Consider the following 23,967-nt stretch of genomic DNA (forward strand, 5'->3'; position numbering starts at 1 on the left):
ACGATGGGTAAAAAAAAACCTTTGCCAATTCTTATCACCGGAGGAGGTCGACGTATCGGCCTCGCCGTCGCATGGCATTTTATAAATCAAAAACAGCCGGTTATCGTCAGCTACCGCACGCATTATCCGGCCATTGACGGCCTGCGAGATGCCGGTGCGCTGTGTATCCAGGCTGATTTTTCCAGCGATGAAGGCGTGCTGGCTTTTGCTGATGAAGTTAAAACACATACAGATGGCCTGCGCGGCATTGTGCATAATGCCAGTGCCTGGCTTGCAGAAAAGCCCGGTACTCCGCTGACCGAAGTGCTGTCAGCCATGATGCAAATTCACGTCAATACCCCCTACCTGCTCAACCACGCACTGGAAGGATTGTTGCGCGGTCACGGACACGCTGCCAGCGATATTATCCATTTTACAGATTACGTGGTGGAGCGAGGCAGCGATAAGCACATTGCTTATGCTGCCAGCAAAGCGGCGCTGGACAATATGACCCGCTCGTTCGCCCGCAAACTGGCGCCGGAAGTGAAAGTCAACGCGATTGCCCCCTCGTTAATCCTGTTTAACGAGGGTGACGATGCAGAATATCGTCAGCAGGCATTGAACAAATCACTGATGAAAACAGCACCGGGTGAAAAAGAGGTCATTGATCTAATTGACTATCTGTTAACTAGCTGTTTTGTCACCGGACGTAGTTTTGCCCTGGATGGTGGGCGTCATCTACGTTAGTGCAGTTTAATCCAACAAAAAATCAGCAACCACGCGCTCAGGCCCCAGCATACTACTGAACTGCCGAGCGCAACGGGTAAGCGCATAAATCCGGTGAAATACCACAGCGAAACGAGGTAGACAAAATAAGGAATAATCGACCACATGCTGAAGACAATGGTTGTACGTAACGCCTCGATCCCACGTTCACTGGCCACGATATAATGGGCAATCAACGCAAAGGTCGGGAACAACGGAATTAATCCGGCAATATAGTAGTTCTTTGTTTTCGCCAGCAAACCAATCAACACCACCACCAGCGCACCGAGCGCCGCTTTTATAACGAGTCCCATCACCCTGCCTTAACACATCAATAACATCAGCCTCTAGCATAACGGAAGCGTTCTTGTTTAGAAAAGATTAATGGAAGGAAAAACCAGGGCGGTGTATGTTGGCGTTTTATATTCAAAATGAATGATATGAACACCATCGTATTTGTTGAAGATGATCCCGAAGTTGGCTCACTGATTGCGGCCTACCTTGCCCGGCATGATATTGAGGTTATCCTTGAACCTCGTGGTGATCTGGCCGAGGAGAAAATCCTGCAAGTTCAACCCGACCTGGTGTTATTGGATATCATGCTGCCGGGCAAAGACGGGATGACTATCTGCCGCGATTTACGTGGACGCTGGCAGGGCCCGATTGTCCTGCTCACCTCGCTGGACAGCGACATGAACCATATTCTGGCGCTGGAAATGGGTGCCTGTGACTATATCCTGAAGACAACGCCACCCGCAGTGCTGCTGGCTCGTCTGCGCCTGCATCTGCGCCAGAGTGAACATTCAACCCAGTCTAAAGGCATTCAGGCGGCAACGATCACTCCACACACAACGCTGCGCTTTGGCACACTCACTATCGACCCCACCAACCGCTCCGTTCTACTCGGCGGCGAGCAAGTCTCTCTTTCCACCGCTGATTTTGAATTACTGTGGGAGCTGGCAACCCATGCAGGGCAGATTATGGACCGCGATGCGTTGCTGAAGAACCTGCGTGGCGTAAGTTATGACGGCATGGACCGCAGCGTCGATGTCGCGATTTCCCGGTTACGCAAAAAGCTGCTCGATAACGCGACTGAACCTTATCGAATTAAAACAGTGCGCAACAAAGGTTATCTCTTTGCACCCCACGCCTGGGACGACGAGCCGCAGAAGTAATGCCACTGGGCCGATCTCATTGATCGGCTGGATTACTCACAATACGTTACACCGTCACGTAAAATTGTCTACAGAACAGGCATACAAACGCCATCCGGATACGTTCCACATTTTTTGTGTGGCTGTTGGTCTCCCCCCTCCCTATAATCCGTGGCGGTCCTGAACCCTTATGGTTCATAGGTTTATTTCGCAATAACAAAACTCTTTCCGGCATTTCAGGTGCTGAATGAGGCAAGAGGCTACAATATGTTCGTTACGCTTGCGTATATCGCATTCTTTTTGGTTTGTTCATGGGCAATTTTCAGAATCAACCAAAAAAGTCACTCCCTGTCAAAAAGTGTCTTCATCGCTATATTTTTGGGTGCTGTTATCGGCTTATCCCTGCATCTTATTGCTGCTGACGACAGTAAAACGGTTATCGATTGGTATAATATTATCGGCAACGGCTATGTAAATTTACTGAAGCTGGTCGCGGTTCCGCTGATTTTCATTTCTATACTCTCAGCTATTAACAAACTCGAAAATAGCGCTGGCATTGGGAAAATGTCGTTAACCATCGTCGGGTGCATGCTCTGTCTGGTGATGATTGCCGGGTTTGTTGGGTTGCTGACTGCACATGTATTAGGTCTGGACGCCAGCGCATTTGTTCATATGCAGTCCACGCTGACGGCTGACGATGTGAGCAAAACGGCTGCCATTTCACTGCCTAAACTGGTTACATCTCTAATCCCTACGAATATCTTCCTCGATCTCACTGGAGCCAGAAGCGTTTCCGTCATTGGCATTGTTATCTTCACCCTACTTGCCGGCGTGGCATTATTAAAAGTCAAACAAGATGCTCCGCAAGAAGGTGAAAAGTTAAGCGCAGGCATTAATGCCATCCAGTTCTGGGTGATGAAGATGGTGCGCATCGTTATTGCCCTCACCCCTTATGGCGTGATGGCATTAATGGCAGGCGTATTTTCTGCGTATCGCTTCGAACAATTTGCCAGTCTGTTAGGCTTTATTGGCGCTTGTTACATTGCGATTCTGATGATGTTTATCGTCCACGCGCTAATCCTGGTGCTGAGTGGCAATAATCCCGTTCACTATTTTAAAACTGTCTGGCCAGTATTAACCTTTGCATTTGTTTCCCGCAGTAGTGCGGCATCTATTCCACTGGCTATTTCCGCACAGGAAAAGTTTGGCGTGCAAAACACCATTGCCAATATCGCGGCCTCATTTGGCTCCAGCATGGGTCAAAACGGCTGCGCCGGGATCTATCCGGCCATTATGGTAGCGATGATTGCGCCAACAATTGGAATTGATCCATTATCGGTGCATTTTTTGCTCGCCATGCTGCCTGCAATTGCGCTCGGCTCTATCGGGGTTGCGGGCGTAGGCGGCGGCGGAACATTTGCTGCGCTGATCGTCCTTTCAACGCTGAACTTCCCGGTTGCACTGGTCGGAATTTTCATTGCCATCGAGCCTGTCGTTGATATGGCCAGAACGGCATTAAACGTGAACGGTTCGATGATGTCGGGCGTGTTGGCTAACAGGATCCTGAAAAAGAGTGCTGAAGAACCACAACGCGTGAATGCGAATTAGCCTGTCCTCTAGTAAGAAACAAGCCTTCCTGTTCACGGAAGGCTTTATTTTGCGTCAACTAAACGTCAGTCCGTCGTATTTTCTCCAACGATAGTTTACTGCGGAGATAATCCAGCAGCCGATAAAGACGCCAATAATCGCAAATCCGACATTCCCCATATGGTCACTTAAATCGCTGACGGTATCCCACAAACCACCCTGGAGCGAAAACGCGTCAGAGAGAAGCCCCAACGCCTCCAGTCCACCAATAAATAGCGCGACAATCACCGAAGTCCCGGTAATGGTCATATTGTAATAGAGCTTACGTTGCGGCTTATTGAATGCCCATCCGTAGGCCTCAACCATCAGAATACTGTCGAGACAATCAATTAACGCCATACCGCAGGTAAACAACGCAGGGAACACGAGAATGGACCATAACGACATACCACTGGACGCGCTTGAAGCGGAAATTCCCAACAGAGAAATTTCAGTGGCGGTATCAAAACCCAGACCAAACAGAAAACCGACAAAATACATATGCCAGTCTTTGCCTACCAACCGAAACGCCGAGCGGAAAAGCCAGCTCAGTGGACCTGAAACCGTAATGTCTTCCGTGGTGCCATCGTAAGTTCCGGTGCGCTTTAGATGGCGAAAGGCCTTCCAGACATGGCAGAAAATAATGAGATTAAGAGTAGCCAGAATCAGCAAAAACACGGCAGAAACCGTGGTCCCAATCAGGCCGCCGATATTCTGAAACCATGCCATGTGTTGCTTAAACGCGCTGGTGGTCAACGCAATGCCAATGCTGGCCAGCACCACGATGGTGGAGTGGCCGAGGGAAAACCAGGCTCCCGTCGTCAGGGCGCGTTTTTTCTGCTGCATGAGTTTGCGCGTAGCGCTATCTATCGCGGCGATATGATCGGCATCAACGGCATGGCGCAAACCATAGCACCACGCGATCAGACTCAGCGCCAGTAACGACGTGTTGTTGCTAAACGCGCTGAAAGCCCACAGCCACGCTACGATGTTTGCCCCGATGAGTAAGACCATCAACAAAAGAATGTTCGGGCGTTTTTTTAATAATGAAAACAATGCCTTCATTGTTTCCACCCTGTCAAATTTGCGCTAAACAACACTCCACACCGCCATTCACTGATTGATTAATAAAACGTTTACCCGGCTAATGATAACTCTTAAGAATTACCAGCCCAGTGTCGTAGATCAAAGTTGATTACCACCTGAAGCGAGCTCCGCCATCGCTAACTCCGCGATGCGCTGGGGTACAGAGGCGCAGTCCCCTTCTTGCAAGAACCAGGCAGACGACAACCCACACCAGGCAATAATCCACATCAGCAAACGTTGCCGTTCAATGCGGGCGGTTTCAGACACGATGTTGACCCGTTGGGTGAATCTTTCTGGCTCAATGGCGACAGGTCTGGAGGGGTCGGCAAGATCAGGGTTGGTAAAAATATTGGCATAATCAAAGCCACGTTCGCCCACCAGCCCTTTAGGATCGATAGCCAGCCATCCTTTCGCTCCGAAATCCAGAATATTGCCGTGGTGTAGGTCGCCATGTAATACAACTTCATTCAGGGGAGATGAGAGCAGCACGTCTGCCACCTCTGTGCAACGCGTCAGGATACCGCCATACTTTTTCGCTGCAGGAGCGAGATCGCGAAACCAATGATGCAGCGGTGTTAACTCAGGCGTTGACGCATTCCGGGGAAGATGAAGTCGACTGGATGCATGGCAAATAATGCGACACGCCTGCGCATCGTTACCAGTCCAGGACATGTCCGCTAAAGACCCCGTCCCTGTCGCACGTTCCAACAGGATCGCCCCTGTTGCATGAGCAAGCACTTTCGCTGCGCCATTCCCGTTCCACCAGACCATGAGTTCGCAGCCGCTCCGTTCACTGTCATCGTCGGTGAGTTTAAGTATGGCTTTCTGACCCTCTTTGATAGCCACCACGGGCAAAAGCTGTGATGTGTGCGTCTCAAAGGGTTCGCCATCAGGAGTCAGTCCCCAACGGTTGAGCCAGGTGTTGAACAGACTCTTTTCCAAACAATATCCTCTTTTTTTCGCCGGATGATAACCACCGAAAAATGCCGGTTCAGCATTATTCCTGTTTTCTTTTGGTTGAGCCACACCCCCCACTGTCAACATCATTGGTTTACCTGGTAGAGCACTAACGAGCACACCCTTGCGTATTGGTGTGCCATGCTGACTGTGTTTTTTTCAATGAGGAAGGCCCGATGATCACGATATGCAAAACCTGTGGAACATCCTATGACGTTGCTGACGCCTATCCCGAACATTGCGATATCTGCCAAGATGAACGTCAGTATGTCCCCGCAACCGGGCAGGAATGGGTCGATTTTGCCGCCCTTTGTGCTTCGCACACAAATAAGTGGCGGCAACATGATAGCGCTCTCTTCAGTATCCGCACCGTTCCCGATTTTGCAATTGATCAACGGGCGTTTATTCTGCGTACCCCGGAAGGCAATATTTTATGGGACTGCATTGCCACGCTCGACGATGCAACAAAAATGCTACTAACATCCCTGGGCGGGCTTAAGGCCATCGCGATATCGCATCCACATTACTACACCACCATGCAGGACTGGGCTGAAGAATTTAACGCTCCGATTTACCTTCATGCCAATGACCGCAAGTGGGTAATGCGCAACAGCCCGTGGATTAGATTTTGGGATGGCGATACCCTGGAACTGACACGAGACGTTAGTGTGATACGTCTGGGCGGACACTTTGCTGGCGGCTGCGTATTGCACTGGGCTCGAGATGAAGGCGTGGTGCTTTCCGGCGATATCGTTCAGGTTACTCCTGGCGCGCATGCCGTCTCCTTTATGTGGAGTTATCCCAATATGCTTCCGTTGCCGGCCGCAACGGTCAGCGACATTACCCACCGCCTGAGCACGGTGAGATTTAAACAGCTTTACGGCGCGTTTGAAGGAAAAGACATCACGCAAAATGCCGATGAAATCGTGCAGCGTTCAGGTGAAAAGTATGTTTCCTGTCTCAAATAAGCAGACCGTTTGTCTGTCATTGGCGCTCATCAGGATGATATGGGATAGAAATGATAGACTGCTCCAATGACAGATACATTCACTATCACACTGATAATGAAGTAGGTTTTGAATGGCTGTTTTTGTGTTTTATGGCGAAAGATTTGTTGACCCGCTATCGCGCCAGGCCAACCACCCACAACGCCAAACAACAGCAAGGTGGATTCCGGCCCCCGCCGCCAGGCCCTGCGCGCCGCCATTTTGTCCGCGCCGTACATCGCCAACGTCAGTATGTTGGCGATCAAAAACCATATAATCAGGGGATACGAGGTGAAAATGCAGCCTGTCGCCGCGAAAATGAGTAGCAAATAACAACAGCGATTGAAATTCATATTTTTATATCACAGCAATTTTGAGAGTATCAGTAGGCATTATATTGTGTATTCGGTGATTTTATATGAAGAAGCTGTTTGTGCAGTTTTATCTCCTGCTGTTTGTCTGCTTTCTGGTGATGACCCTGTTGGTCGGCCTGGTATATAAATTCACCGCAGAACGCGCGGGCAGGCAGTCGCTCGACGATTTAATGAAAAGCTCGTTGTACCTGATGCGCAGTGAGCTGCGCGAGATCCCACCACGCGACTGGGGGAAAACGCTGAAGGAGATGGATTTAAACCTCTCTTTTGACCTGCGCGTTGAACCGCTGAATAAGTACACGCTGGACGCGCCTACCATGCAGCGTTTGCGCGAAGGCGATATCGTTGCGCTTGACGATCAGTACACGTTTATTCAACGGATCCCCCGCAGCCATTATGTACTGGCCGTCGGCCCGGTCCCCTATCTCTATTTTCTCCATCAAATGCGCTTGCTGGACGTCGCGCTGATGGCGTTCATTGCCATCTCGCTGGCCTTCCCGGTACTGATCTGGATGCGCCCACACTGGCAGGAAATGCTCCGACTGGAAGCCGCTGCACAACGCTTTGGGGAGGGACATCTGAGCGAACGCCTCCATTTTGATAGCGGTTCCAGCTTTGAGCGGCTGGGGGTGGCGTTTAACCAGATGGCGGACAACATCAACGCGCTTATCGCCAGTAAGAAACAGCTTATCGATGGTATTGCCCATGAACTTCGTACCCCACTGGTTCGCTTACGTTATCGGCTGGAAATGAGTGATAACCTCACCCTGCAGGAATCTCAGGCACTGAATCGTGATATCGGCCAACTGGAGTCGTTGATCGAAGAGTTACTGACCTACGCCCGGCTGGACCGTCCGCAAAATGAACTAAAGCTCAGCGTACCGGACCTCCCTGTTTGGCTGACAACCCATCTGGAGGATGTGCAAAGCGTGAATCCCCAGCGTGCAGTACGTTTACGTCATCTCAAGAGTGGCGACTACGGTGCACTGGATATGCGCCTGATGGAGCGTGTACTGGATAATCTACTGAATAACGCCCTGCGTTATTGCCAGTCTACGGTGCAAGCGAGCCTGTTATTGCACGGCAGTCAGGCGATGCTGGTTGTGGAAGACGATGGTCCCGGTATTGCACCCGATGCTCGTGAACAGATTTTTGAACCGTTTGTTCGCCTTGACCCCAGCCGCGACCGGGCGACCGGTGGTTGCGGACTTGGGTTAGCCATCGTCCACTCAATTGCTTTGGCAATGGGCGGTACGGTCGTCTGTGATGAAGGTGAACTCGGCGGCGCCCGTTTTACGTTCAGTTGGCCCGTATGGCATAACATTCCTGAATTTTCAGCTGCCTGACCCACATTGCTCGGTGGTCAGGTGGCAGATGTTATGCTATAAAAAAGTATGTTGTAACTAAAATGGTGAATTTATGGCCCGTTACGATCTCGTCGACCGCCTGAACGGCACCTTCCGCCAGATGGAACAAGAGCTGGCGCTTCTGAACGCAAACCTGTTGCAGCAGACGCTGCTGATTGCGCGCGTCTTTTCGTTACCGGAAGTGGTCAAGGAGGCAGAGCATGCCCCATTGCAAAGCATTGATGTTAAGCAGCATTTAGGCAAAGAGGCTGAAACGCTGGCGCTAGGCCACTATCGTCACCTGTTTATCCAGCAACAATCCGAGAATCGTAGCAGCAAAGCGGCCGTCCGCCTGCCAGGAGTGCTGTGTTATCAGGTAGATAGCGCTGCCCAGCGTGCTCTGGAAGAGCAAATACAGCGTATTAACCAGCTAAAAACGACATTCGAGCGTATTGTCACGGTGGAATCCGGGCTGGCGCCGGCAGCACGTTTCGAATGGGTGCATCGCCACCTGCCGGGACTGATTACGCTGAATGCCTATCGCACACTTACACTTGTCAGAGAGCCTGCTACCCTGCGATTCGGCTGGGCCAATAAGCACATTATTAAAAATCTGAAACGCGATGAAGTTCTGCAGCTACTGGAAAAAAGCCTGACGTCACCGCGTATCGTACCCCCCTGGACGCGTGAAGAGTGGCAGGCGAAGCTTGAGCGGGAATATCAGGATGTCGCGGCCCTGGGGCAGCATGCTCGTCTGAAAATCAAACGACCGGTAAAAGTGCAGCCCATCGCTCGCGTCTGGTACAAAGGGGAGCAAAAGCAGGTGCAATATGCCTGCCCGACGCCATTGATCGCGCTAATTAACAACGAAAACGGTATGACCGTACCGGATATCGGCGAGCTACTGAATTACGATGCCGACAATGTTCAGCATCGTTTTAAACCTCAGGCACAGCCGTTGAAATTGATAATTCCCCGACTGCACCTGTACGTTGCTGATTAGCTGCCTGGCCGCATGCTGCCAACCATCAGCTCCGGACGTACCCAACTGTCAAACTCCGCTTCGGTCAGATATCCCAGCGCCAGAGCGGAGGCTTTTAGCGTCAGACCCTCTTTGTGCGCCTTTTTGGCAATTTCAGCGGCTTTATCATAACCGATATGGGTGTTGAGCGCCGTCACCAGCATCAGCGACTCGTTGAGCAGTTGATCGATTCGCTCACGATTGGGCTCGATCCCCGTCGCGCAGTGCTGGTTAAAGCTTTCCATACCGTCAGCCAGCAGACGTACCGACTGCAGGAAGTTGTGGATGACCATCGGTCGGTAAACGTTGAGCTCAAAGTTACCTGACGCCCCGCCCATATTGATGGCGACATCGTTGCCCATTACCTGACAGCAAAGCATGGTCAGCGCTTCACACTGGGTGGGATTGACCTTGCCCGGCATGATCGAGCTGCCCGGTTCATTTTCCGGAATCGAAATCTCACCGATACCGCAGCGTGGACCGGATGCCAGCCAGCGTACATCGTTGGCGATTTTCATCAGCGACGCCGCCAGCCCTTTTAGCGCGCCGTGAGCGTGAACCAGGGCATCGCACGTGGCCAGCGCTTCAAATTTATTCGGTGCGGTAACGAACGGCGCACAGGTGATAACCCGCAGTTCATCCGCGACCCGACGAGCATATTCAGGATGTGTGTTCAGTCCGGTCCCTACCGCAGTTCCCCCCAGCGCCAGTTCTGCCACGTGCGGTAAACTGTTTTCAATGTGTCTGAGATTATGTTCGAGCATTGCCACCCAACCGGAAATCTCCTGGCCAAGCGTAAGTGGGGTTGCATCTTGTAGATGTGTACGACCAATTTTGACGATATCGGCGAAAGCGTGGGACTTATCACTGAGCGTTTTGGTCAACACATTTAATTGCGGGATCAGAGCGTTACGTAGCGCAAGCAGTGCGGCAACGTGCATTGCGGTTGGAAAGACATCATTCGAGCTTTGGCTCTTATTAACATCATCATTGGGGTGTACCTTGCGTTCCATCCCTCGTACGCCGCCCAGTAATTCGCTGGCCCGGTTTGCCAGCACCTCGTTCATGTTCATATTGCTTTGTGTACCAGAGCCGGTTTGCCAGATGGCCAGCGGAAACTCATCACGATGTTTATCCGCCAACACCTCATCTGCGGCCTGCATAATAGCCCTGGCTTTATCCTCCGCCAACAGCCCGAGATCCTGGTTAACCTTTGCAGCGGCGCGTTTCGTCAGCGCCAGCGCATGGATCAGCGAGACCGGCATTTTCTCCGTAGAGATACGAAAATGCTCCAGCGAACGTTGGGTTTGCGCCCCCCAAAGCTTATCGGCAGGGACATCAATTGCCCCCATTGAATCATTCTCGCGGCGTACCGTTACCATTACCTGCTCCTTACATTAACAATTGATTAGGTTATGTTTCGACATTGCCCATTTGCATTGGTCTTATGAGTATTAACGAGGATTAATCTGTCGTTTGGTGGTTCGTGCGGTAAAAAAAACCGCCCCGAAGGGCGGCTGACGTTACTTAACGCAGCGTGCGCACTGCGACGTCTGAATTTGCTTGAAGAAATCGTTGCCTTTGTCATCCACCAGGATAAACGCCGGGAAATCTTCCACTTCAATTTTCCAGATAGCTTCCATCCCGAGTTCAGGGTATTCCACACACTCCAGACTCTTGATGCTGCCCTGGGCCAGTACCGCAGCGGGGCCGCCAATACTGCCTAAGTAGAAACCGCCATGCTTATGGCAAGCGTCGGTCACCTGCTGGCTACGGTTGCCTTTCGCCAGCATGATCATACTCCCACCAGCGCCCTGGAGCTGGTCAACATACGAGTCCATACGCCCGGCAGTGGTTGGACCAAGCGAACCAGAGGCATAGCCTTCCGGCGTTTTTGCCGGACCGGCGTAGTAGATCGGATGATCCTTAACATACTGCGGCAAACTTTCGCCGTTATCCAGCCGTTCTTTCAGTTTCGCATGCGCAATATCACGGCCAACAATGATTGTACCGTTAAGCGACAGACGCGTAGATACCGGGTACTGCGACAACTGGGCCAGGATCTCTTTCATCGGGCGATTGAGGTCAACGTGCACCGCTTCCCCCTCTCCCGCCTGGCGCAGCTCTTCTGGTATATATTTGCCAGGATTATGCTCCAGTTTTTCGATCCAGATACCTTCGCGGTTGATCTTAGCTTTGATATTTCTATCGGCTGAGCAAGAAACACCCATACCAACCGGACACGACGCGCCGTGACGCGGCAGACGGATCACGCGGATGTCATGTGCGAAGTACTTCCCGCCAAACTGCGCGCCCAGTCCCAAATTCTGCGCCTCAATCAGCAGCTCTTTTTCCAGATCGACATCGCGGAATGCCTGGCCGTGTTCGTTACCTTCGGTCGGCAGCTCATCGTAATATTTAGCCGAGGCCAGTTTCACCGTTTTCAGCGTGGCCTCCGCTGACGTACCACCAATAACAAACGCAATGTGATACGGCGGGCAAGCCGCAGTTCCCAGCGTTCGCATCTTCTCAACCAGGTAATCTTTTAATTTGCCTGGCGTCAGCAGCGCTTTGGTTTCCTGGTACAGATAGGTTTTGTTCGCCGAACCACCGCCTTTGGCAATACACAGGAATTTGTATTCGTCGCCGTCGACGGTATACAAATCTATCTGTGCAGGCAGGTTGGTACCGGTGTTTACCTCTTTATACATATCCAGCGCGGCGTTTTGCGAATAGCGCAGGTTGTCTTCGATGTAGGTGTTATACACCCCCCGCGCCAGCGCAGCTTCATCGCCGCCACCGGTCCAGACGCGCTGACCTTTTTTACCTACGATAATCGCGGTTCCGGTGTCCTGACAGGTAGGCAAAATACCTTTAGCCGCGATATCGGAATTGCGCAGGAATTGCAGGGCCACATATTTGTCGTTTTCACTGGCTTCGGGGTCACGCAGAATATCGGCCACCTGCTGTTGATGCGCAGGACGCAGCATAAACGACGCATCATGAAAGGCCTGACGAGCCAGCAGGGTTAAGGCTTGCGGTGCTATTTTAACAATCTCCTGCCCTTCAAATTCGGCAACGGAGACATGATCGCTGGTCAGCAGATAGTATTCGGTATCATCCTTTTTGAGGGGGAAAGGATGCTGATAATGAAAGGGTTTGTTTGACATTGTGCTCTCACTTACTGCTCGGTCTGGTTATTCTCTGGGCAGATGTTCCATTGCCCTGCTTCCCTGCCGCAGGTCGGATTGTAGAAGTAAGGGCTTTCTGCAACCGGAATTGCTCAGGGTATTAAAAGCGAGTCACCATATCCTACACAATTTTTTAACAAAAACTGAGACAAGTACGACTTTTTACATGTGCAGGTTACTTCCCTCGGGGTTTCTTGGTTTAATAGCCGCAGAAAATTCCACATTGAAACAGGGCTTGAGAATGCAAAAACTCATCAACTCAGTGCAGAACTACGCCTGGGGAAGTAAAACTGCGTTAACGGAACTTTATGGGATTGCCAACCCCACTCAGCAACCGATGGCTGAGTTGTGGATGGGCGCGCATCCGAAAAGCAGCTCGCAGGTTCTGGGCGCTGACGGCCAGAAGGTCGCTCTGCGCGATGTCATCGAACACGATAAATCCGCACTGTTAGGCGATGCCGTTGCCAAACGCTTTGGTGAACTGCCTTTCCTGTTTAAAGTGCTCTGCGCCGCGCAACCTCTTTCGATTCAGGTTCATCCTAACAAGCGCAATTCTGAAATCGGATTTGCCAAAGAAAACGCGGCGGGGATCCCGATGGATGCCGCCGAGCGCAACTACAAAGATCCTAACCACAAGCCGGAACTGGTTTTTGCTTTAACGCCATTTCTGGCGATGAACGCATTTCGCGAGTTCTCAGACATTGTTGCACTGTTACAACCGGTTAGTGCAGCGCACCCGGCTATTGCGCATTTCCTGCAGGAACCGAGCGCAGAACGTCTGAGCTATCTTTTCGCCAGCTTACTGAATATGCAGGATGAGGAGAAATCCCATGCGCTGGCAATCCTGAAATCAGCGCTGAACAGCCAGCAGGGTGAACCCTGGCAAACCATTCGCCTGGTAGCCGACTTCTACCCGAACGACAGCGGGCTCTTCTCCCCGTTGCTGCTCAATGTGGTGAAGCTCAATCCAGGCGAGGCGATGTTCCTGTTTGCCGAAACCCCACATGCCTACCTGCAAGGTGTGGCGCTTGAGGTAATGGCTAACTCGGACAACGTGCTTCGCGCCGGACTGACACCAAAATACATTGATATCCCGGAGCTGGTCGCCAACGTTAAGTTTGTCGCCAAACCTGCAAACCAGCTGCTGACCACACCGGTTAAGACCGATGGCGAACTGGACTTCCCTATTCCGGTCGACGATTTCGCCTTCTCCCTGCATGAACTGACCGCCGATGGCACAGAAATCAGTCAGCAAAGTGCGGCTATTTTGTTCTGCATCGAGGGGGAAGCCGTGCTGAGTAAAGGCGAGCAGCGTCTGGTCCTGCTGCCGGGTGAATCGGCCTTTATTAGCGCGAATGAATCGCCGATAAACGTCAGCGGCAAGGGTCGTTTAGCTCGGGTTTATAACAAGCTGTAGCAAGATACTGATATTTTTAACAACTCTTGCTAAGCTGTAGTGAGTTAAAGACATGTCACTCCTCCAGGCGTCTTCAAACGCCTGGTTTTATTTTATGGATATCAAAATGAAAAAATCGCTGGTAGCTGCGGGTGTGGTGGTTGCACTGGGTATCGTCTGGACGGGCGGAGCCTGGTACACAGGAAAGAAACTCGAAACGCATCTCGCCGAGATGGTGACGCAGGCAAACGAACAGTTAAAACGCTACTCCCCTGAGGCGGGCATTGAACTGAGTTATCAAAACTACCAGCGCGGCGTGTTCAATAGCCAACTGCAGTTGGTGGTAAAACCTATCGCCGGACAGGCTGATTCCTGGCTGAAACCGGGACAAAGCATCGTCCTGAATGAAACCGTGGATCACGGTCCTTTCCCGCTGGCTCAGTTGAAATCACTGAATCTGGTTCCGGCAATGGCCTCCGTGAAAACGACGCTGGTCAATAACGACGTTACCAAACCGTTGTTTGATATTGCCAAAGGTGAGACGCCATTCATCATTAACTCCCGTATTAGCTACAGTGGCGATACCCGTTCCGCTCTCTCTCTCAAGCCACTGAACTATGAGAAAGGCGATGAAAAAGTGGCCTTTAGCGGCGGCGAGTTCCAGTTTACGGCTGACAAAGACGGCAATGCTGTGTCGCTGACTGGCGAAGCGCAAAGTGGCCTGGTTAATGCGGTCAATGAGTACGATCAGAAAGTACAGGTTACTTTTAATAACCTGAAAACTGAAGGTTCCAGCAGTATCGCCAGCTTTGGTGAGCGCATCGGCGACCAGAAATTGTCACTCGAAAAACTGTCGATTTCAGTCGAGGGTAAAGAGCTGGCGGTACTGGAAGGTATGGGTATCGATGGCAAATCCGATCTGATCAACGATGGCAAAACCGTAAACAGCCAGCTGGATTACACCCTGAACAGTCTTAAACTTCAGGGCCAGGATATGGGAAGCGGTAAACTGACGCTGAAAGTGGGCCAGATAGACGGTGAAGCGCTGCACCAGTTCAGCCAGCAGTATAGCGCCCAAACCAAAGCGCTGATGTCACAGATTGACGTGGTGCAAAATCCTGAGCTTTATCAGCAGAAAGTCACCGAAGCCTTCTTCAATGCACTGCCAATTCTGATGAAAGGCGAGCCGGTCATTACTATTGCCCCGCTGAGCTGGAAGAACGCAAAAGGTGAAACCGCATTTAATCTGTCCCTGCTGCTAAAAGATCCGACTGCAAACTCCGTGGAGCCGCAAACGCTGGCGCAGGAAGTGGATCGCTCCGTCAAATCACTGGACGCTAAACTGACAATTCCTGTCGATATGGCGACTGAGTTCATGACGCAGATTGCCAAACTGGAAGGATATCAGCAGGAAGAAGCAGCAGGTCTGGCGAAGCAACAGGTTAATGGCCTGGCGGCGATGGGTCAGATGTTCCGTATTACGACGCTGCAGGACAACGTTATCGGCTCCAGCCTGCAATATGCAAACGGCCAGGTAACGCTGAACGGACAAAAAATGCCGCTGGATGAGTTTGTTGGCATGTTCGGTATGCCTTCTCTTACACAGCCGGACGTTCCTGCCATCCCGCAACAGTAATCACTGTTTTATGACTGGCCCGATAGCATTGCTTATCGGGCTTTTTTTTATTTCGCTGCCACCAGCCGAGCGGAAAGTGTCAGATTGCGTGAATGGCCTTCATCGTGGCCAATGCGTTGGAGCATGCGTTCAGCAAGGGTATATCCCATTTCACGAGCGGGCGTACAGGCCCAAATAATAGGGATATCGTCCAGCGCGTTTTCTGCCACATCGGCGAATCCGGCCAACGATATTTGCTGTTCGAAATAACGATCTACGCCAATTTCACCACTCTGACGTCCAGCTCTCATCAGGCCGAACCAGGCGCCTATGGCGATTATTTCGTTGTAGCACACTACCGCGCTGATTGTCGGATTGCGACGCAACAGCGCTGTCACCTCTTCAGCGGCCTGCTTCTGGCTGGATGAACACTCCAGCACCCAGTCGCTATGAAACGGTAAACCATATTTTAGCAACGTGGCGCAATAGCCGCCGACGCGCTCTGCGCGGGTCAATGAAGAACTCTGCCCCCCCAGCCAGGCAATACGCTGGTGCCCGTGGCGGATAAGATGTTCAACTAATAACTGGGCAGCCTGCATGTTATCGGGTCTGACGGTGTCAACCTCATCCATGTAGCTGGCGCGTGATGCAAATACTACCGGGATCCCTTTGTCAGCGGCCAGTTGTTGCAGCGCGTCACTGCTGCCGGCAGCTCCGGCAATGACCACGCCATCCACCCCTTGATTGAGCAACATCGCGAAACGCTGCGCCAGCTGTTCGCCATCTTTACCACCATGCAGTAAAAAGACCATGCGCCCCTGCGCTTCTAACGCTTCCGTCAGCCCCGCCGTCAGCTCTGCGTAAAACGGCGTAGACAGATCGCGCACAATCAGACCAATTACCCCGCTTTGCCCGCCACGCAGCGCTGATGCCTGGCGGTTACGCACAAACCCCAGTTGCTCAATAGCAGCATTAACTCGTTCGCCGGTGGCTGATGAAATTCGCCCTTTTCCACTGAGCACTAATGAGACGGTACTGACCGAAACCCCTGCAGCCAGCGCAACATCATGGATGGTTATTTTTTTGGCTATAGCCATAAAAACAGAAAACTCCCTGATAACGTGACGGATAAAACGTTTTATCAATCACTTATATTTATACGCCCTATTATCGTTCGATAATGTGATTTATACCGCACTAAAATTAGGTAAAACGTTTTATCTTCTCGCCATCATTAGTCAGCCAGCTTTTACAAGGAGTCGTTTGATGACGACGAGAACCACACCAAAAATAACGTTATGGGAATTTTTCCAGCAGTTGGGCAAAACCTTTATGTTGCCCGTAGCACTGCTCTCATTTTGCGGGATCATGTTGGGGATCGGCAGCTCGTTAAGCAGCCATGATGTCCTGACGCTGATCCCGGCGTTGGGAAACCCTGTGCTTCAGGCCATCTTCACCTGGATGAGCAAAGTTGGCTCGTTTGCGTTTAGCTTCCTGCCGGTCATGTTCTGTATTGCCATTCCTCTGGGCCTGGCCCGCGAGAACAAAGGTGTTGCTGCGTTTGCCGGTTTTGTCGGTTATGCGGTCATGAACCTTGCCGTCAACTTCTGGTTAACTGCCAAAGGTATCTTACCCACCACAGATGCGGCGATCCTCAAAGCCAACAACGTGCAAAACATTTTGGGGATCCAGTCGATCGACACGGGGATCCTCGGCGCGGTTATTGCCGGGATCATCGTTTGGATGCTGCATGAACGCTTCCACAACATTCGTCTGCCGGACGCGCTGGCCTTCTTCGGCGGTACCCGTTTTGTGCCTATTATCTCTTCAGTGGTGATGGGTCTGGTCGGCCTGGTCATTCCCCTGATTTGGCCGGTTTTCGCCATGGGCATTACCGGACTCGGCCACATCATCAATAGCGCGGGAGAATTTGGTCCTATGCTGTTTGGTACCGGCGAACGCCTGCTGCTGCCTTTCGGCCTGCATCATATTCTGGTGGCATTGATTCGCTTCACCGAAGCTGGCGGCACGCAGGAAGTCTGTGGTCACAGCGTAAGCGGCGCACTGACTATTTTTCAGGCTCAACTGAGCTGCCCAACAACCCAGGGGTTCTCTGAAAGCGCCACTCGCTTCCTGTCCCAGGGTAAAATGCCGGCGTTCCTCGGTGGTTTACCGGGCGCGGCATTAGCCATGTACCACTGCGCACGTCCTGAGAATCGTCATAAGATTAAAGGGTTATTAATCTCTGGTTTGATCGCCTGTGTCATTGGCGGTACCACTGAACCCCTCGAGTTCTTATTCCTGTTCGTCGCCCCGGTACTGTATGTGATCCACGCCCTGCTTACCGGTCTTGGCTTCACCGTGATGGCGGTGCTTGGCGTCACAATCGGTAACACGGACGGTAACCTGATTGACTTCGTGGTGTTCGGTATCCTGCACGGACTGTCCACCAAGTGGTACCTGGTTCCTGTTGTGGCGGCTATTTGGTTCGCGGTGTATTACGTTATCTTCCGCTTCGCTATCACGCGCTTTAATCTCAAAACACCGGGTCGTGAAGTCGAAATTGCCAGCAATATCGAAAAAGTCATGGCTGGAGCGCCGGGTAAATCGGGTTACAACGTCCCCGCCATTCTGGCGGCGCTCGGCGGCGCGGAAAACATAGTCAGCCTGGATAACTGCATCACCCGTCTGCGCTTGTCAGTAAAAGATATGTCGCTTGTTAACGTACAGGCTCTGAAGGACAATCGAGCCATTGGCGTAGTACAACTCAATCAGCATAACCTCCAGGTGGTTATCGGCCCACAGGTCCAGTCGGTAAAAGACGAGATCGCGGTTCTGATGAATACCGTACAGGCGTAAGGACAACATTATGTTTGATTTTTCAAAGGTTGTGGACAGACACGGTACCTGGTGTACCCAGTGGGATTACGTTGCCGACCGTTTTGGTTCAGCAGACCTGCTGCCGTTCACCATTTCCGATATGGATTTTGCCACCGCACCTTGCATTCTGGAGGCGCTGACTCAGCGCCTGTCACATGGCGTGTTGGGTTACAGCCGCTGGAAAAATGATGAATTTCTGGCGGCGATTAGCCACTGGTTTCTCTCGCGTCATAATACCCAAATTGATCCTCAATCGCTGGTTTATGGCCCCTCGGTCATCTATATGGTGTCGGAGCTGATCCGCCAGTGGTCCTCAGCAGGCGATGCGGTGGTCATTCATACGCCAGCTTACGACGCGTTTTACAAAGCGATTGAAGGTAATCAGCGCCAGGTGCGCGCTGTCGGACTGGAAAAACGCGCTGACGGTTGGTTTTGCGACATGGCTGCGTTGGAGCAAGCCCTGTCCCTACCTGAAAGCAAAATTCTCCTGCTTTGCAGCCCGCACAATCCAACCGGTAAGGTATGGACGCGCGACGAACTGGAAACCATGGCGGAACTGTGTCAGCGCCACGGTGTAAAAGTCATCTCTGATGAGATCCATATGGATATGGTATGGGCAGACCAGCCGCACATCCCGTGGAGCAACGTCGCGCGCGACAGCTGGGCGCTGTTCACCTCCGGTTCAAAGAGTTTCAATATTCCGGCATTAACCGGGGCTTACGGAATCATTGAGGATGCGCAAAGCCGTAACGATTATCTCAGCGCGTTAAAAGGCCGCGATGGCCTTTCCTCGCCTGCGGTGTTGGCGCTTACTGCACATATTGCAGCCTACCAGCAAGGCGCTAGCTGGCTTGATGCGCTACGCGATTACCTTGCCAGTAATCTGCACTTTGTTGCCCGTGAGCTAAATAGTGCATTCCCTGAGCTAAACTGGCAGGTTCCGCAATCCACCTATCTGGCATGGATTGACCTGCGCCCGCTCAATATTGATGACCACGCGCTGCAGGATGCGCTCATCCACCAGCAGAAAGTCGCCATCATGCCGGGATATACTTACGGAGAAGAAGGCCGCGGTTTTGTACGCCTCAATGCCGGATGCCCGCGCTCCAAGCTTGAAAAAGGCGTTCAGGGTTTGATTAACGCCATCCGCACAATACGTTAAATAGCAAAGTAAAAGATCGCCACTTGGGCGATCTTTTACTCATTATTAGTTGGTAATTTTCATATGCAGCTGGAATGCGTTGGTTTTCCCTTCATCTTTCGCCGCGCCTTTTTGATATATTCTGATAGTATACTTACCGCTGGCAGGCAGCGTATTTTTATAAGTATCACCGCTCATCATGCCATCAAAAATGAATTGATCGCCCGGTGCAATAATACTCATGAAAGGATGAGGCCAGGCGCTTTTCAGAACTGCTTGCAGGGTCTGCCCATTTTTGGCGACAAACGTATAATCTTTTGTTTTATCACCCGTAATTGTACCCTTGATATCTGCCCCGCTGGTGCCTTTTTTAAACTGGATCACATGCGTTTCATCCGCTTTATACGCCGCATGCGCAGGTACAGTTGCCAAAAGCAAACTTCCACAGAACATTGTACTGATAATTAGCTTTACACTTTTCACTTTATTAATACCCTCAGTCATTATTGTGTTTTTTATAACATACCTCGCTGTGCATTCATAAATGGGAAAGTGTCCATTTTTCGCTATTAGCAATGTTATCCAATTAATATCTGAATAAATTAACACTGAAAGGCAGTGATTAAATAAAATCGAGGGAAATAATCTTAAAAAAAGAAAAAATCCGCCATTAAACACATGCTGTAGAAAATGCGTTATTGCTAACTTTACACCTGTCTTACCACCGCCAGGCAAAAGCATCCTGGTACGATCTGCCGGAACCCCATTCTGTTGGTGCGTTGGCAGCATGGCGAGCAATTTTGCACCACTTGCTTCCCTCACACCCCGAACTCTGCACTGTTTTTTTTAAAGTTTTTAGAGGAACATTTTTCTGTTGTATAATGCCCTGCACTTTACCTAAAAACACGAGTGCAACCATGATTGATACTTCTCTCCCCCTGACCGACGTCCATCGCCACCTTGATGGTAACATCCGTGCCCAAACGATCCTGGATCTGGGTCGTCAGTTCAACTTGACGCTTCCGGCGCAAACGCTGGAAACGCTGATCCCTCATGTGCAAGTCACATCAACTGAGCCGGATTTAGTGAGCTTTTTATCCAAGCTCGATTGGGGCGTGAAGGTTCTGGCCTCGCTGGATGCCTGTCGCCGCGTGGCATTTGAGAATATTGAGGATGCGGCACGTAACGGTCTGCACTATGTAGAATTACGTTTTTCTCCAGGCTATATGGCGATGGCGCATCAGCTTCCCGTCGCGGGCGTGGTTGAAGCCGTCATTGCCGGCGTACGCGAGGGTTGCAAGACCTTTGGCGTTGAAGCACGCTTAATTGGCATTATGAGTCGTACCTTCGGCGAAGCTGCCTGCCTGCAGGAACTGGATGCGCTGTTAGCCCACCGCGACCATATTACGGCACTGGATCTGGCTGGTGACGAACTGGGGTTCCCGGGCAGTCTGTTCCTGTCACACTTCAACCAGGCACGCGACGCCGGCTGGCGTATTACCGTGCATGCGGGCGAAGCTGCGGGCCCCGAAAGCATCTGGCAGGCCATTAAAGAGCTGGGCGCTGAACGTATTGGTCACGGCGTTAAAGCCGTAGAAGATCGTGCGTTGATGGATTATCTCGCCGAGCACCGTATCGGCATCGAATCCTGCCTGACATCAAATATTCAGACCAGCACCGTTGCCTCTCTGGCGGCCCATCCGCTGAAAACGTTCCTCGAGCATGGGGTGTTAGCCAGTTTGAATACGGACGACCCGGCTGTTCAGGGGGTGGATATTATTCACGAGTACACCATTGCCGCACCAGCAGTAGGCCTTACGCGCGAACAGATCCGCCAGGCGCAAATCAACGGTCTGGAAATGGCATTCCTGAGTAACGAAGAAAAACGTGCCTTGCGTGAGAAAGTCGCCGCAGCGTAACGATAAAGTGCCGGATGGCGTAACGCTTATCCGGCATTAGTTCAATCAGGCAAGGCAAAGCGTCGAACGATGTTTTGCGGATTCGATACCCAGCTCAATCAGCTCCATAATTTGGATAGCCTGTCTTGCCGGGACCGGGTTCTCACCGTTACCGTTTAGCGCATCACGAATGCCAGCATAGTACGCCGGATAGTTACCCGGTACGGTAAGCCAGGTTTCTTCAACCTGCTCTTCACCTTCTATTCGCGTCAATACGCCATCGCGCATGTCATAACCCCAGTCTTCCTGAGGCAACCGCTCGCCATTTTTCAAACGCTCTTCCTGCGGGTCAAGACCATACTTCACATAGCTGCCGCGCGATCCGTGCACAATATAACGGGCCGATTCTGCGGCAGCGAGCATGGTACCGTGTAGAATCACTCGCCGCTGCGGATACGTCAGGATGGCATGAAAGTAATCCGTCGCCTGCGCACCGGGGCGCAGTTGGGCGAGGTCTACCGTCAGGCTGACGGGCAAACCAAACAGATTAATCGCCTGATCCAAAAGATGCGGTGCTAAATCGTACCAGATGCCGCTTCCCGGGCCGCCCTGTTCACGCCAGCGGTCACGAACCTGCGGGCGAAAACGATCGAAATGAGATTCAAAATACGCAACCTCCCCCAAAACGCCATCCGCCAACAAGGCTTTCAGCGTCAGGAAATCACTGTCCCAGCGACGGTTATGGAACACAGATAATACGCGCCCGAGGCTGCGCGCCAGCGCATCCAGCTCACGAGCTTGTGACAGTGTCACGGTGAAAGGCTTATCAACAACCACATGTTTGCCCGCTTCCAGCGCGGCCTTCGCTAACGGGAAGTGCGTGTCATTAGGCGTGGGGATCACTATCAGGTCGATATTGGGATCGTTAAAAAGATGTTTAGGCTCGGCAACAACCGCCACCGTAGGCCAGTCTGCCTTCACTTTTGCTTCATCACTACTGGAAACCGCAGCCAGTTCCAGGCCCGGTGTACCCACAATCAGGGGGGCATGGAAGGTTTTGCTGGCATAACCATAGCCAATTAGCCCAACGCGGATGTTGTCACTCATGTTATTGCCTCTCAATTCAAAACAGACCTATTTCACACCATACCTTGCAACGTCTCAATAGTTTAATAACCTTTGCGCTACAAAGGTCGTTTCTTAACTTAAGTCAAACATATGCCACTTACGCTTAACTTGCAGCGAAAAAGAGGTAGAAATCGTTCCCAATCATCTTGCTGTATTAATGAGAGATTAGTAACATTTGCAGCCTGTGTTTAAGGATAAATCAAAGCAAATGTCATCAGTAATGAATCGTCTTATTGAATTAACAGGTTGGATTGTTCTCGCCGTCTCCGTAATCCTGCTGGGTGTTGCCAATCATATTGACAATTACCAGCCACCGGAGCCCGTTGCTGCTGTGCAGAAGAAATAAGCGTCGGTAGTCGTTTATTCCCGGCAATTCACATGTAGTAGCTGCAAGGTTTGGCTGCAAAAGATCGAATTCTGTCAAAAAAAGCGAATTAGGCCGCATCCCGCTCCGCCGCATATTGCCTGCTGTGGCGAAGCGGGTTACCCTTGCTGCAGGTGCGTATAGCGCCTGCTTTTTCACAGGTATGAACACTCTTCTTACACTTGCACGTAAATCCGCTTTTACCTGTGCACGTTGTTTATTTTTATATTTTCTACTCCGTTGGTATTATTTTATTTATATGGATCTGCATTTATGACTGTTCAGGATTACTTATTAAAATTCCGCAAAATCAGTTCACTCGATAGTCTGGAAAAACTGTTCGACCATCTTAACTACACGCTCACTGACGATAGCGACATTATCAATATGTACCGTGCCGCAGACCATCGCCGTGCGGAGCTTATCTCGGGAGGTCGTCTGTTTGATGTCGGTCAGGTACCTAAATCAGTCTGGCATTACGTGCAATAAAGAAGAAAGTAGCGCTCAACGTTAAAAGCTTTATAATAATTGCCCCAAAATGAATGGCATGATTGATTGCGCGCGTAAACCTGGAGAAGAGATGACTACCACACCGGCACAACGTATCGGAGGCTGGCTCCTTGGGCCACTGGCCTGGCTGTTAGTCGCGTTGTTGAGCGCTTCGCTGGCGTTACTACTTTATGTCACTGCGCTGGCTACACCGCAAACCTTCAAAATGCTGGGTGAACAAAGTACGGTCAATTTGCTGTTATGGGGCGTTTCCTTTATTACCGCGATCGCCATGTGGTATTACACGCTGTGGCTGACGATTGCGTTTTTCAAACGCAGAGCCTGTGTACCTAAACATTATATTCTGTGGCTGCTGATCTCCGTGTTGCTGGCGATTAAAGCGTTTGCGTTTTCACCGGTCCCGGACGCCTTTGCCGTGCGCCAACTGCTGTTCCCATTGTTGGCTGCAGCACTGCTGGTGCCCTACTTCAAACGATCGCAGCGCGTTAAATCGACGTTTGTGAACCCGTAATAACCCTACAGTTAACCTGTTGTCGCCTGTTGTAGATTG

Annotated in this window: 23 protein-coding genes; 14 read left to right on the forward strand and 9 right to left on the reverse strand. The window is 51.3% G+C overall.

Annotated elements, in window-relative coordinates; translation table 11 throughout:
- Positions 1-3: 3 nt before the first annotated feature.
- Entirely contained in the window at positions 4-726 is a 723-nt protein-coding gene (gene folM, locus OGV80_RS10360; RefSeq protein ID WP_213733074.1) for a dihydromonapterin reductase, read from the forward strand.
- Here folM and OGV80_RS10365 read toward each other — a convergent pair.
- The gene (locus tag OGV80_RS10365) at positions 723-1,058 is read right to left on the reverse strand and encodes a GlpM family protein (RefSeq protein WP_043016398.1); all 336 of its coding nucleotides are present in this window, start codon (positions 1,056-1,058) and stop codon (positions 723-725) included. The genes folM and OGV80_RS10365 overlap by 4 nt on opposite strands.
- A gap of 117 nt (positions 1,059-1,175) precedes the next feature.
- Between OGV80_RS10365 and rstA the strand changes: the two genes are divergently transcribed.
- Entirely contained in the window at positions 1,176-1,919 is a 744-nt protein-coding gene (gene rstA / locus OGV80_RS10370) for a two-component system response regulator RstA (protein ID WP_043016399.1), read from the forward strand.
- Positions 1,920-2,165: 246 nt separating this feature from the next.
- Complete coding sequence (locus tag OGV80_RS10375; protein ID WP_047411391.1) at positions 2,166-3,506, forward strand: L-cystine transporter; 1,341 nt, start codon at positions 2,166-2,168, stop codon at positions 3,504-3,506.
- A gap of 54 nt (positions 3,507-3,560) precedes the next feature.
- Here OGV80_RS10375 and OGV80_RS10380 read toward each other — a convergent pair whose 3' ends face one another.
- Both OGV80_RS10380 and OGV80_RS10385 read right to left on the reverse strand, forming a co-directional pair.
- Positions 3,561-4,589, reverse strand: coding sequence for a HoxN/HupN/NixA family nickel/cobalt transporter (locus OGV80_RS10380; RefSeq protein WP_075146138.1), 1,029 nt, complete (start codon positions 4,587-4,589; stop codon positions 3,561-3,563).
- A gap of 120 nt (positions 4,590-4,709) precedes the next feature.
- Positions 4,710-5,552, reverse strand: coding sequence for an aminoglycoside phosphotransferase family protein (locus OGV80_RS10385; RefSeq protein WP_075146137.1), 843 nt, complete (start codon positions 5,550-5,552; stop codon positions 4,710-4,712).
- Between the two features lie 191 nt (positions 5,553-5,743).
- On the opposite strand from OGV80_RS10385, the gene OGV80_RS10390 reads away from it, so the two are divergent.
- The gene (locus tag OGV80_RS10390) at positions 5,744-6,535 is read left to right on the forward strand and encodes an MBL fold metallo-hydrolase (protein ID WP_087053248.1); all 792 of its coding nucleotides are present in this window, start codon (positions 5,744-5,746) and stop codon (positions 6,533-6,535) included.
- A gap of 29 nt (positions 6,536-6,564) precedes the next feature.
- Here the strand turns inward: OGV80_RS10390 and OGV80_RS10395 are convergent, their stop codons facing one another.
- A complete protein-coding gene (locus OGV80_RS10395) occupies positions 6,565-6,906 on the reverse strand; it encodes a DUF1294 domain-containing protein (RefSeq protein WP_286514819.1) in 342 nt (113 codons plus the stop codon).
- Between the two features lie 65 nt (positions 6,907-6,971).
- Between OGV80_RS10395 and rstB the strand changes: the two genes are divergently transcribed.
- Both rstB and tus read left to right on the forward strand, forming a co-directional pair.
- Positions 6,972-8,273 (forward strand): two-component system sensor histidine kinase RstB, encoded by a 1,302-nt coding sequence (gene rstB / locus OGV80_RS10400; RefSeq protein ID WP_087050586.1) that lies wholly within the window; start codon positions 6,972-6,974, stop codon positions 8,271-8,273.
- Between the two features lie 73 nt (positions 8,274-8,346).
- The gene (tus, locus tag OGV80_RS10405; RefSeq protein WP_286514822.1) at positions 8,347-9,276 is read left to right on the forward strand and encodes a DNA replication terminus site-binding protein; all 930 of its coding nucleotides are present in this window, start codon (positions 8,347-8,349) and stop codon (positions 9,274-9,276) included.
- On the opposite strand, the gene fumC is transcribed toward tus, so the two are convergent.
- Positions 9,273-10,676 carry a class II fumarate hydratase gene (gene fumC / locus OGV80_RS10410; protein ID WP_047411410.1) on the reverse strand — a complete coding sequence of 468 codons (1,404 nt, stop codon included), beginning with the start codon at positions 10,674-10,676 and terminating at the stop codon, positions 9,273-9,275. The two genes, tus and fumC, sit on opposite strands and share 4 nt — an antisense overlap.
- 141 nt (positions 10,677-10,817) lie before the next feature.
- Positions 10,818-12,464: a class I fumarate hydratase gene (fumB, locus tag OGV80_RS10415; protein ID WP_043016407.1), complete on the reverse strand. Its 1,647-nt coding sequence runs from the start codon at positions 12,462-12,464 to the stop codon at positions 10,818-10,820.
- A gap of 262 nt (positions 12,465-12,726) precedes the next feature.
- Between fumB and manA the strand changes: the two genes are divergently transcribed.
- Entirely contained in the window at positions 12,727-13,902 is a 1,176-nt protein-coding gene (gene manA, locus OGV80_RS10420) for a mannose-6-phosphate isomerase (RefSeq protein WP_087053246.1), read from the forward strand.
- A 106-nt stretch (positions 13,903-14,008) separates the two neighbouring features.
- The gene (locus OGV80_RS10425) at positions 14,009-15,517 is read left to right on the forward strand and encodes a YdgA family protein (RefSeq protein WP_087053420.1); all 1,509 of its coding nucleotides are present in this window, start codon (positions 14,009-14,011) and stop codon (positions 15,515-15,517) included.
- 47 nt (positions 15,518-15,564) lie between these two features.
- Here OGV80_RS10425 and OGV80_RS10430 read toward each other — a convergent pair whose 3' ends face one another.
- Positions 15,565-16,593 carry a Mal regulon transcriptional regulator MalI gene (locus OGV80_RS10430; RefSeq protein WP_043016409.1) on the reverse strand — a complete coding sequence of 343 codons (1,029 nt, stop codon included), beginning with the start codon at positions 16,591-16,593 and terminating at the stop codon, positions 15,565-15,567.
- Positions 16,594-16,762: 169 nt separating this feature from the next.
- Between OGV80_RS10430 and malX the strand changes: the two genes are divergently transcribed.
- Positions 16,763-18,355 (forward strand): maltose/glucose-specific PTS transporter subunit IIBC, encoded by a 1,593-nt coding sequence (gene malX, locus OGV80_RS10435; RefSeq protein WP_075146134.1) that lies wholly within the window; start codon positions 16,763-16,765, stop codon positions 18,353-18,355.
- Positions 18,356-18,365: 10 nt separating this feature from the next.
- A complete protein-coding gene (locus OGV80_RS10440) occupies positions 18,366-19,538 on the forward strand; it encodes a MalY/PatB family protein (RefSeq protein ID WP_047411419.1) in 1,173 nt (390 codons plus the stop codon).
- A gap of 45 nt (positions 19,539-19,583) precedes the next feature.
- Here the strand turns inward: OGV80_RS10440 and OGV80_RS10445 are convergent, their stop codons facing one another.
- The gene (locus tag OGV80_RS10445) at positions 19,584-20,339 is read right to left on the reverse strand and encodes a hypothetical protein (protein ID WP_286514826.1); all 756 of its coding nucleotides are present in this window, start codon (positions 20,337-20,339) and stop codon (positions 19,584-19,586) included.
- A gap of 95 nt (positions 20,340-20,434) precedes the next feature.
- Between OGV80_RS10445 and add the strand changes: the two genes are divergently transcribed.
- Positions 20,435-21,436: an adenosine deaminase gene (gene add / locus OGV80_RS10450; protein WP_087053245.1), complete on the forward strand. Its 1,002-nt coding sequence runs from the start codon at positions 20,435-20,437 to the stop codon at positions 21,434-21,436.
- A gap of 45 nt (positions 21,437-21,481) precedes the next feature.
- Here add and OGV80_RS10455 read toward each other — a convergent pair whose 3' ends face one another.
- Positions 21,482-22,522 (reverse strand): oxidoreductase, encoded by a 1,041-nt coding sequence (locus OGV80_RS10455; protein ID WP_043016414.1) that lies wholly within the window; start codon positions 22,520-22,522, stop codon positions 21,482-21,484.
- 241 nt (positions 22,523-22,763) lie between these two features.
- Between OGV80_RS10455 and blr the strand changes: the two genes are divergently transcribed.
- The 3 genes from blr to OGV80_RS10470 all read left to right on the forward strand — a co-directional run bounded on the left by blr (position 22,764) and on the right by OGV80_RS10470 (position 23,928).
- Positions 22,764-22,889 carry a division septum protein Blr gene (gene blr, locus OGV80_RS10460; protein ID WP_003029134.1) on the forward strand — a complete coding sequence of 42 codons (126 nt, stop codon included), beginning with the start codon at positions 22,764-22,766 and terminating at the stop codon, positions 22,887-22,889.
- Positions 22,890-23,180: 291 nt separating this feature from the next.
- Entirely contained in the window at positions 23,181-23,396 is a 216-nt protein-coding gene (gene ydgT, locus OGV80_RS10465) for a transcription modulator YdgT (protein ID WP_043016415.1), read from the forward strand.
- A 91-nt stretch (positions 23,397-23,487) separates the two neighbouring features.
- Positions 23,488-23,928 carry a DUF2569 domain-containing protein gene (locus tag OGV80_RS10470; protein ID WP_087053244.1) on the forward strand — a complete coding sequence of 147 codons (441 nt, stop codon included), beginning with the start codon at positions 23,488-23,490 and terminating at the stop codon, positions 23,926-23,928.
- Positions 23,929-23,967 lie beyond the last annotated feature (39 nt).

The sequence above is a fragment of the Citrobacter sp. Ce119 genome, from assembly GCF_030334525.1.
In the GTDB taxonomy this organism is placed as follows: domain Bacteria; phylum Pseudomonadota; class Gammaproteobacteria; order Enterobacterales; family Enterobacteriaceae; genus Citrobacter; species Citrobacter europaeus.

What these genes read in the sequence shown, in the direction of transcription:
- folM (WP_213733074.1), top strand. Translation starts at nt 4, where the DNA reads ATGGGTAAAAAAAAACCTTTGCCAATTCTTATCACCGGAGGAGGTCGA.
- OGV80_RS10365 (WP_043016398.1), bottom strand. Translation starts at nt 1,058, where the DNA reads ATGGGACTCGTTATAAAAGCGGCGCTCGGTGCGCTGGTGGTGGTGTTG.
- rstA (WP_043016399.1), top strand. Translation starts at nt 1,176, where the DNA reads ATGAATGATATGAACACCATCGTATTTGTTGAAGATGATCCCGAAGTT.
- OGV80_RS10375 (WP_047411391.1), top strand. Translation starts at nt 2,166, where the DNA reads ATGTTCGTTACGCTTGCGTATATCGCATTCTTTTTGGTTTGTTCATGG.
- OGV80_RS10380 (WP_075146138.1), bottom strand. Translation starts at nt 4,589, where the DNA reads ATGAAGGCATTGTTTTCATTATTAAAAAAACGCCCGAACATTCTTTTG.
- OGV80_RS10390 (WP_087053248.1), top strand. Translation starts at nt 5,744, where the DNA reads ATGATCACGATATGCAAAACCTGTGGAACATCCTATGACGTTGCTGAC.
- OGV80_RS10395 (WP_286514819.1), bottom strand. Translation starts at nt 6,906, where the DNA reads ATGAATTTCAATCGCTGTTGTTATTTGCTACTCATTTTCGCGGCGACA.
- rstB (WP_087050586.1), top strand. Translation starts at nt 6,972, where the DNA reads ATGAAGAAGCTGTTTGTGCAGTTTTATCTCCTGCTGTTTGTCTGCTTT.
- tus (WP_286514822.1), top strand. Translation starts at nt 8,347, where the DNA reads ATGGCCCGTTACGATCTCGTCGACCGCCTGAACGGCACCTTCCGCCAG.
- fumC (WP_047411410.1), bottom strand. Translation starts at nt 10,676, where the DNA reads ATGGTAACGGTACGCCGCGAGAATGATTCAATGGGGGCAATTGATGTC.
- fumB (WP_043016407.1), bottom strand. Translation starts at nt 12,464, where the DNA reads ATGTCAAACAAACCCTTTCATTATCAGCATCCTTTCCCCCTCAAAAAG.
- manA (WP_087053246.1), top strand. Translation starts at nt 12,727, where the DNA reads ATGCAAAAACTCATCAACTCAGTGCAGAACTACGCCTGGGGAAGTAAA.
- OGV80_RS10425 (WP_087053420.1), top strand. Translation starts at nt 14,009, where the DNA reads ATGAAAAAATCGCTGGTAGCTGCGGGTGTGGTGGTTGCACTGGGTATC.
- OGV80_RS10430 (WP_043016409.1), bottom strand. Translation starts at nt 16,593, where the DNA reads ATGGCTATAGCCAAAAAAATAACCATCCATGATGTTGCGCTGGCTGCA.
- malX (WP_075146134.1), top strand. Translation starts at nt 16,763, where the DNA reads ATGACGACGAGAACCACACCAAAAATAACGTTATGGGAATTTTTCCAG.
- OGV80_RS10440 (WP_047411419.1), top strand. Translation starts at nt 18,366, where the DNA reads ATGTTTGATTTTTCAAAGGTTGTGGACAGACACGGTACCTGGTGTACC.
- add (WP_087053245.1), top strand. Translation starts at nt 20,435, where the DNA reads ATGATTGATACTTCTCTCCCCCTGACCGACGTCCATCGCCACCTTGAT.
- OGV80_RS10455 (WP_043016414.1), bottom strand. Translation starts at nt 22,522, where the DNA reads ATGAGTGACAACATCCGCGTTGGGCTAATTGGCTATGGTTATGCCAGC.
- blr (WP_003029134.1), top strand. Translation starts at nt 22,764, where the DNA reads ATGAATCGTCTTATTGAATTAACAGGTTGGATTGTTCTCGCCGTCTCC.
- ydgT (WP_043016415.1), top strand. Translation starts at nt 23,181, where the DNA reads ATGACTGTTCAGGATTACTTATTAAAATTCCGCAAAATCAGTTCACTC.
- OGV80_RS10470 (WP_087053244.1), top strand. Translation starts at nt 23,488, where the DNA reads ATGACTACCACACCGGCACAACGTATCGGAGGCTGGCTCCTTGGGCCA.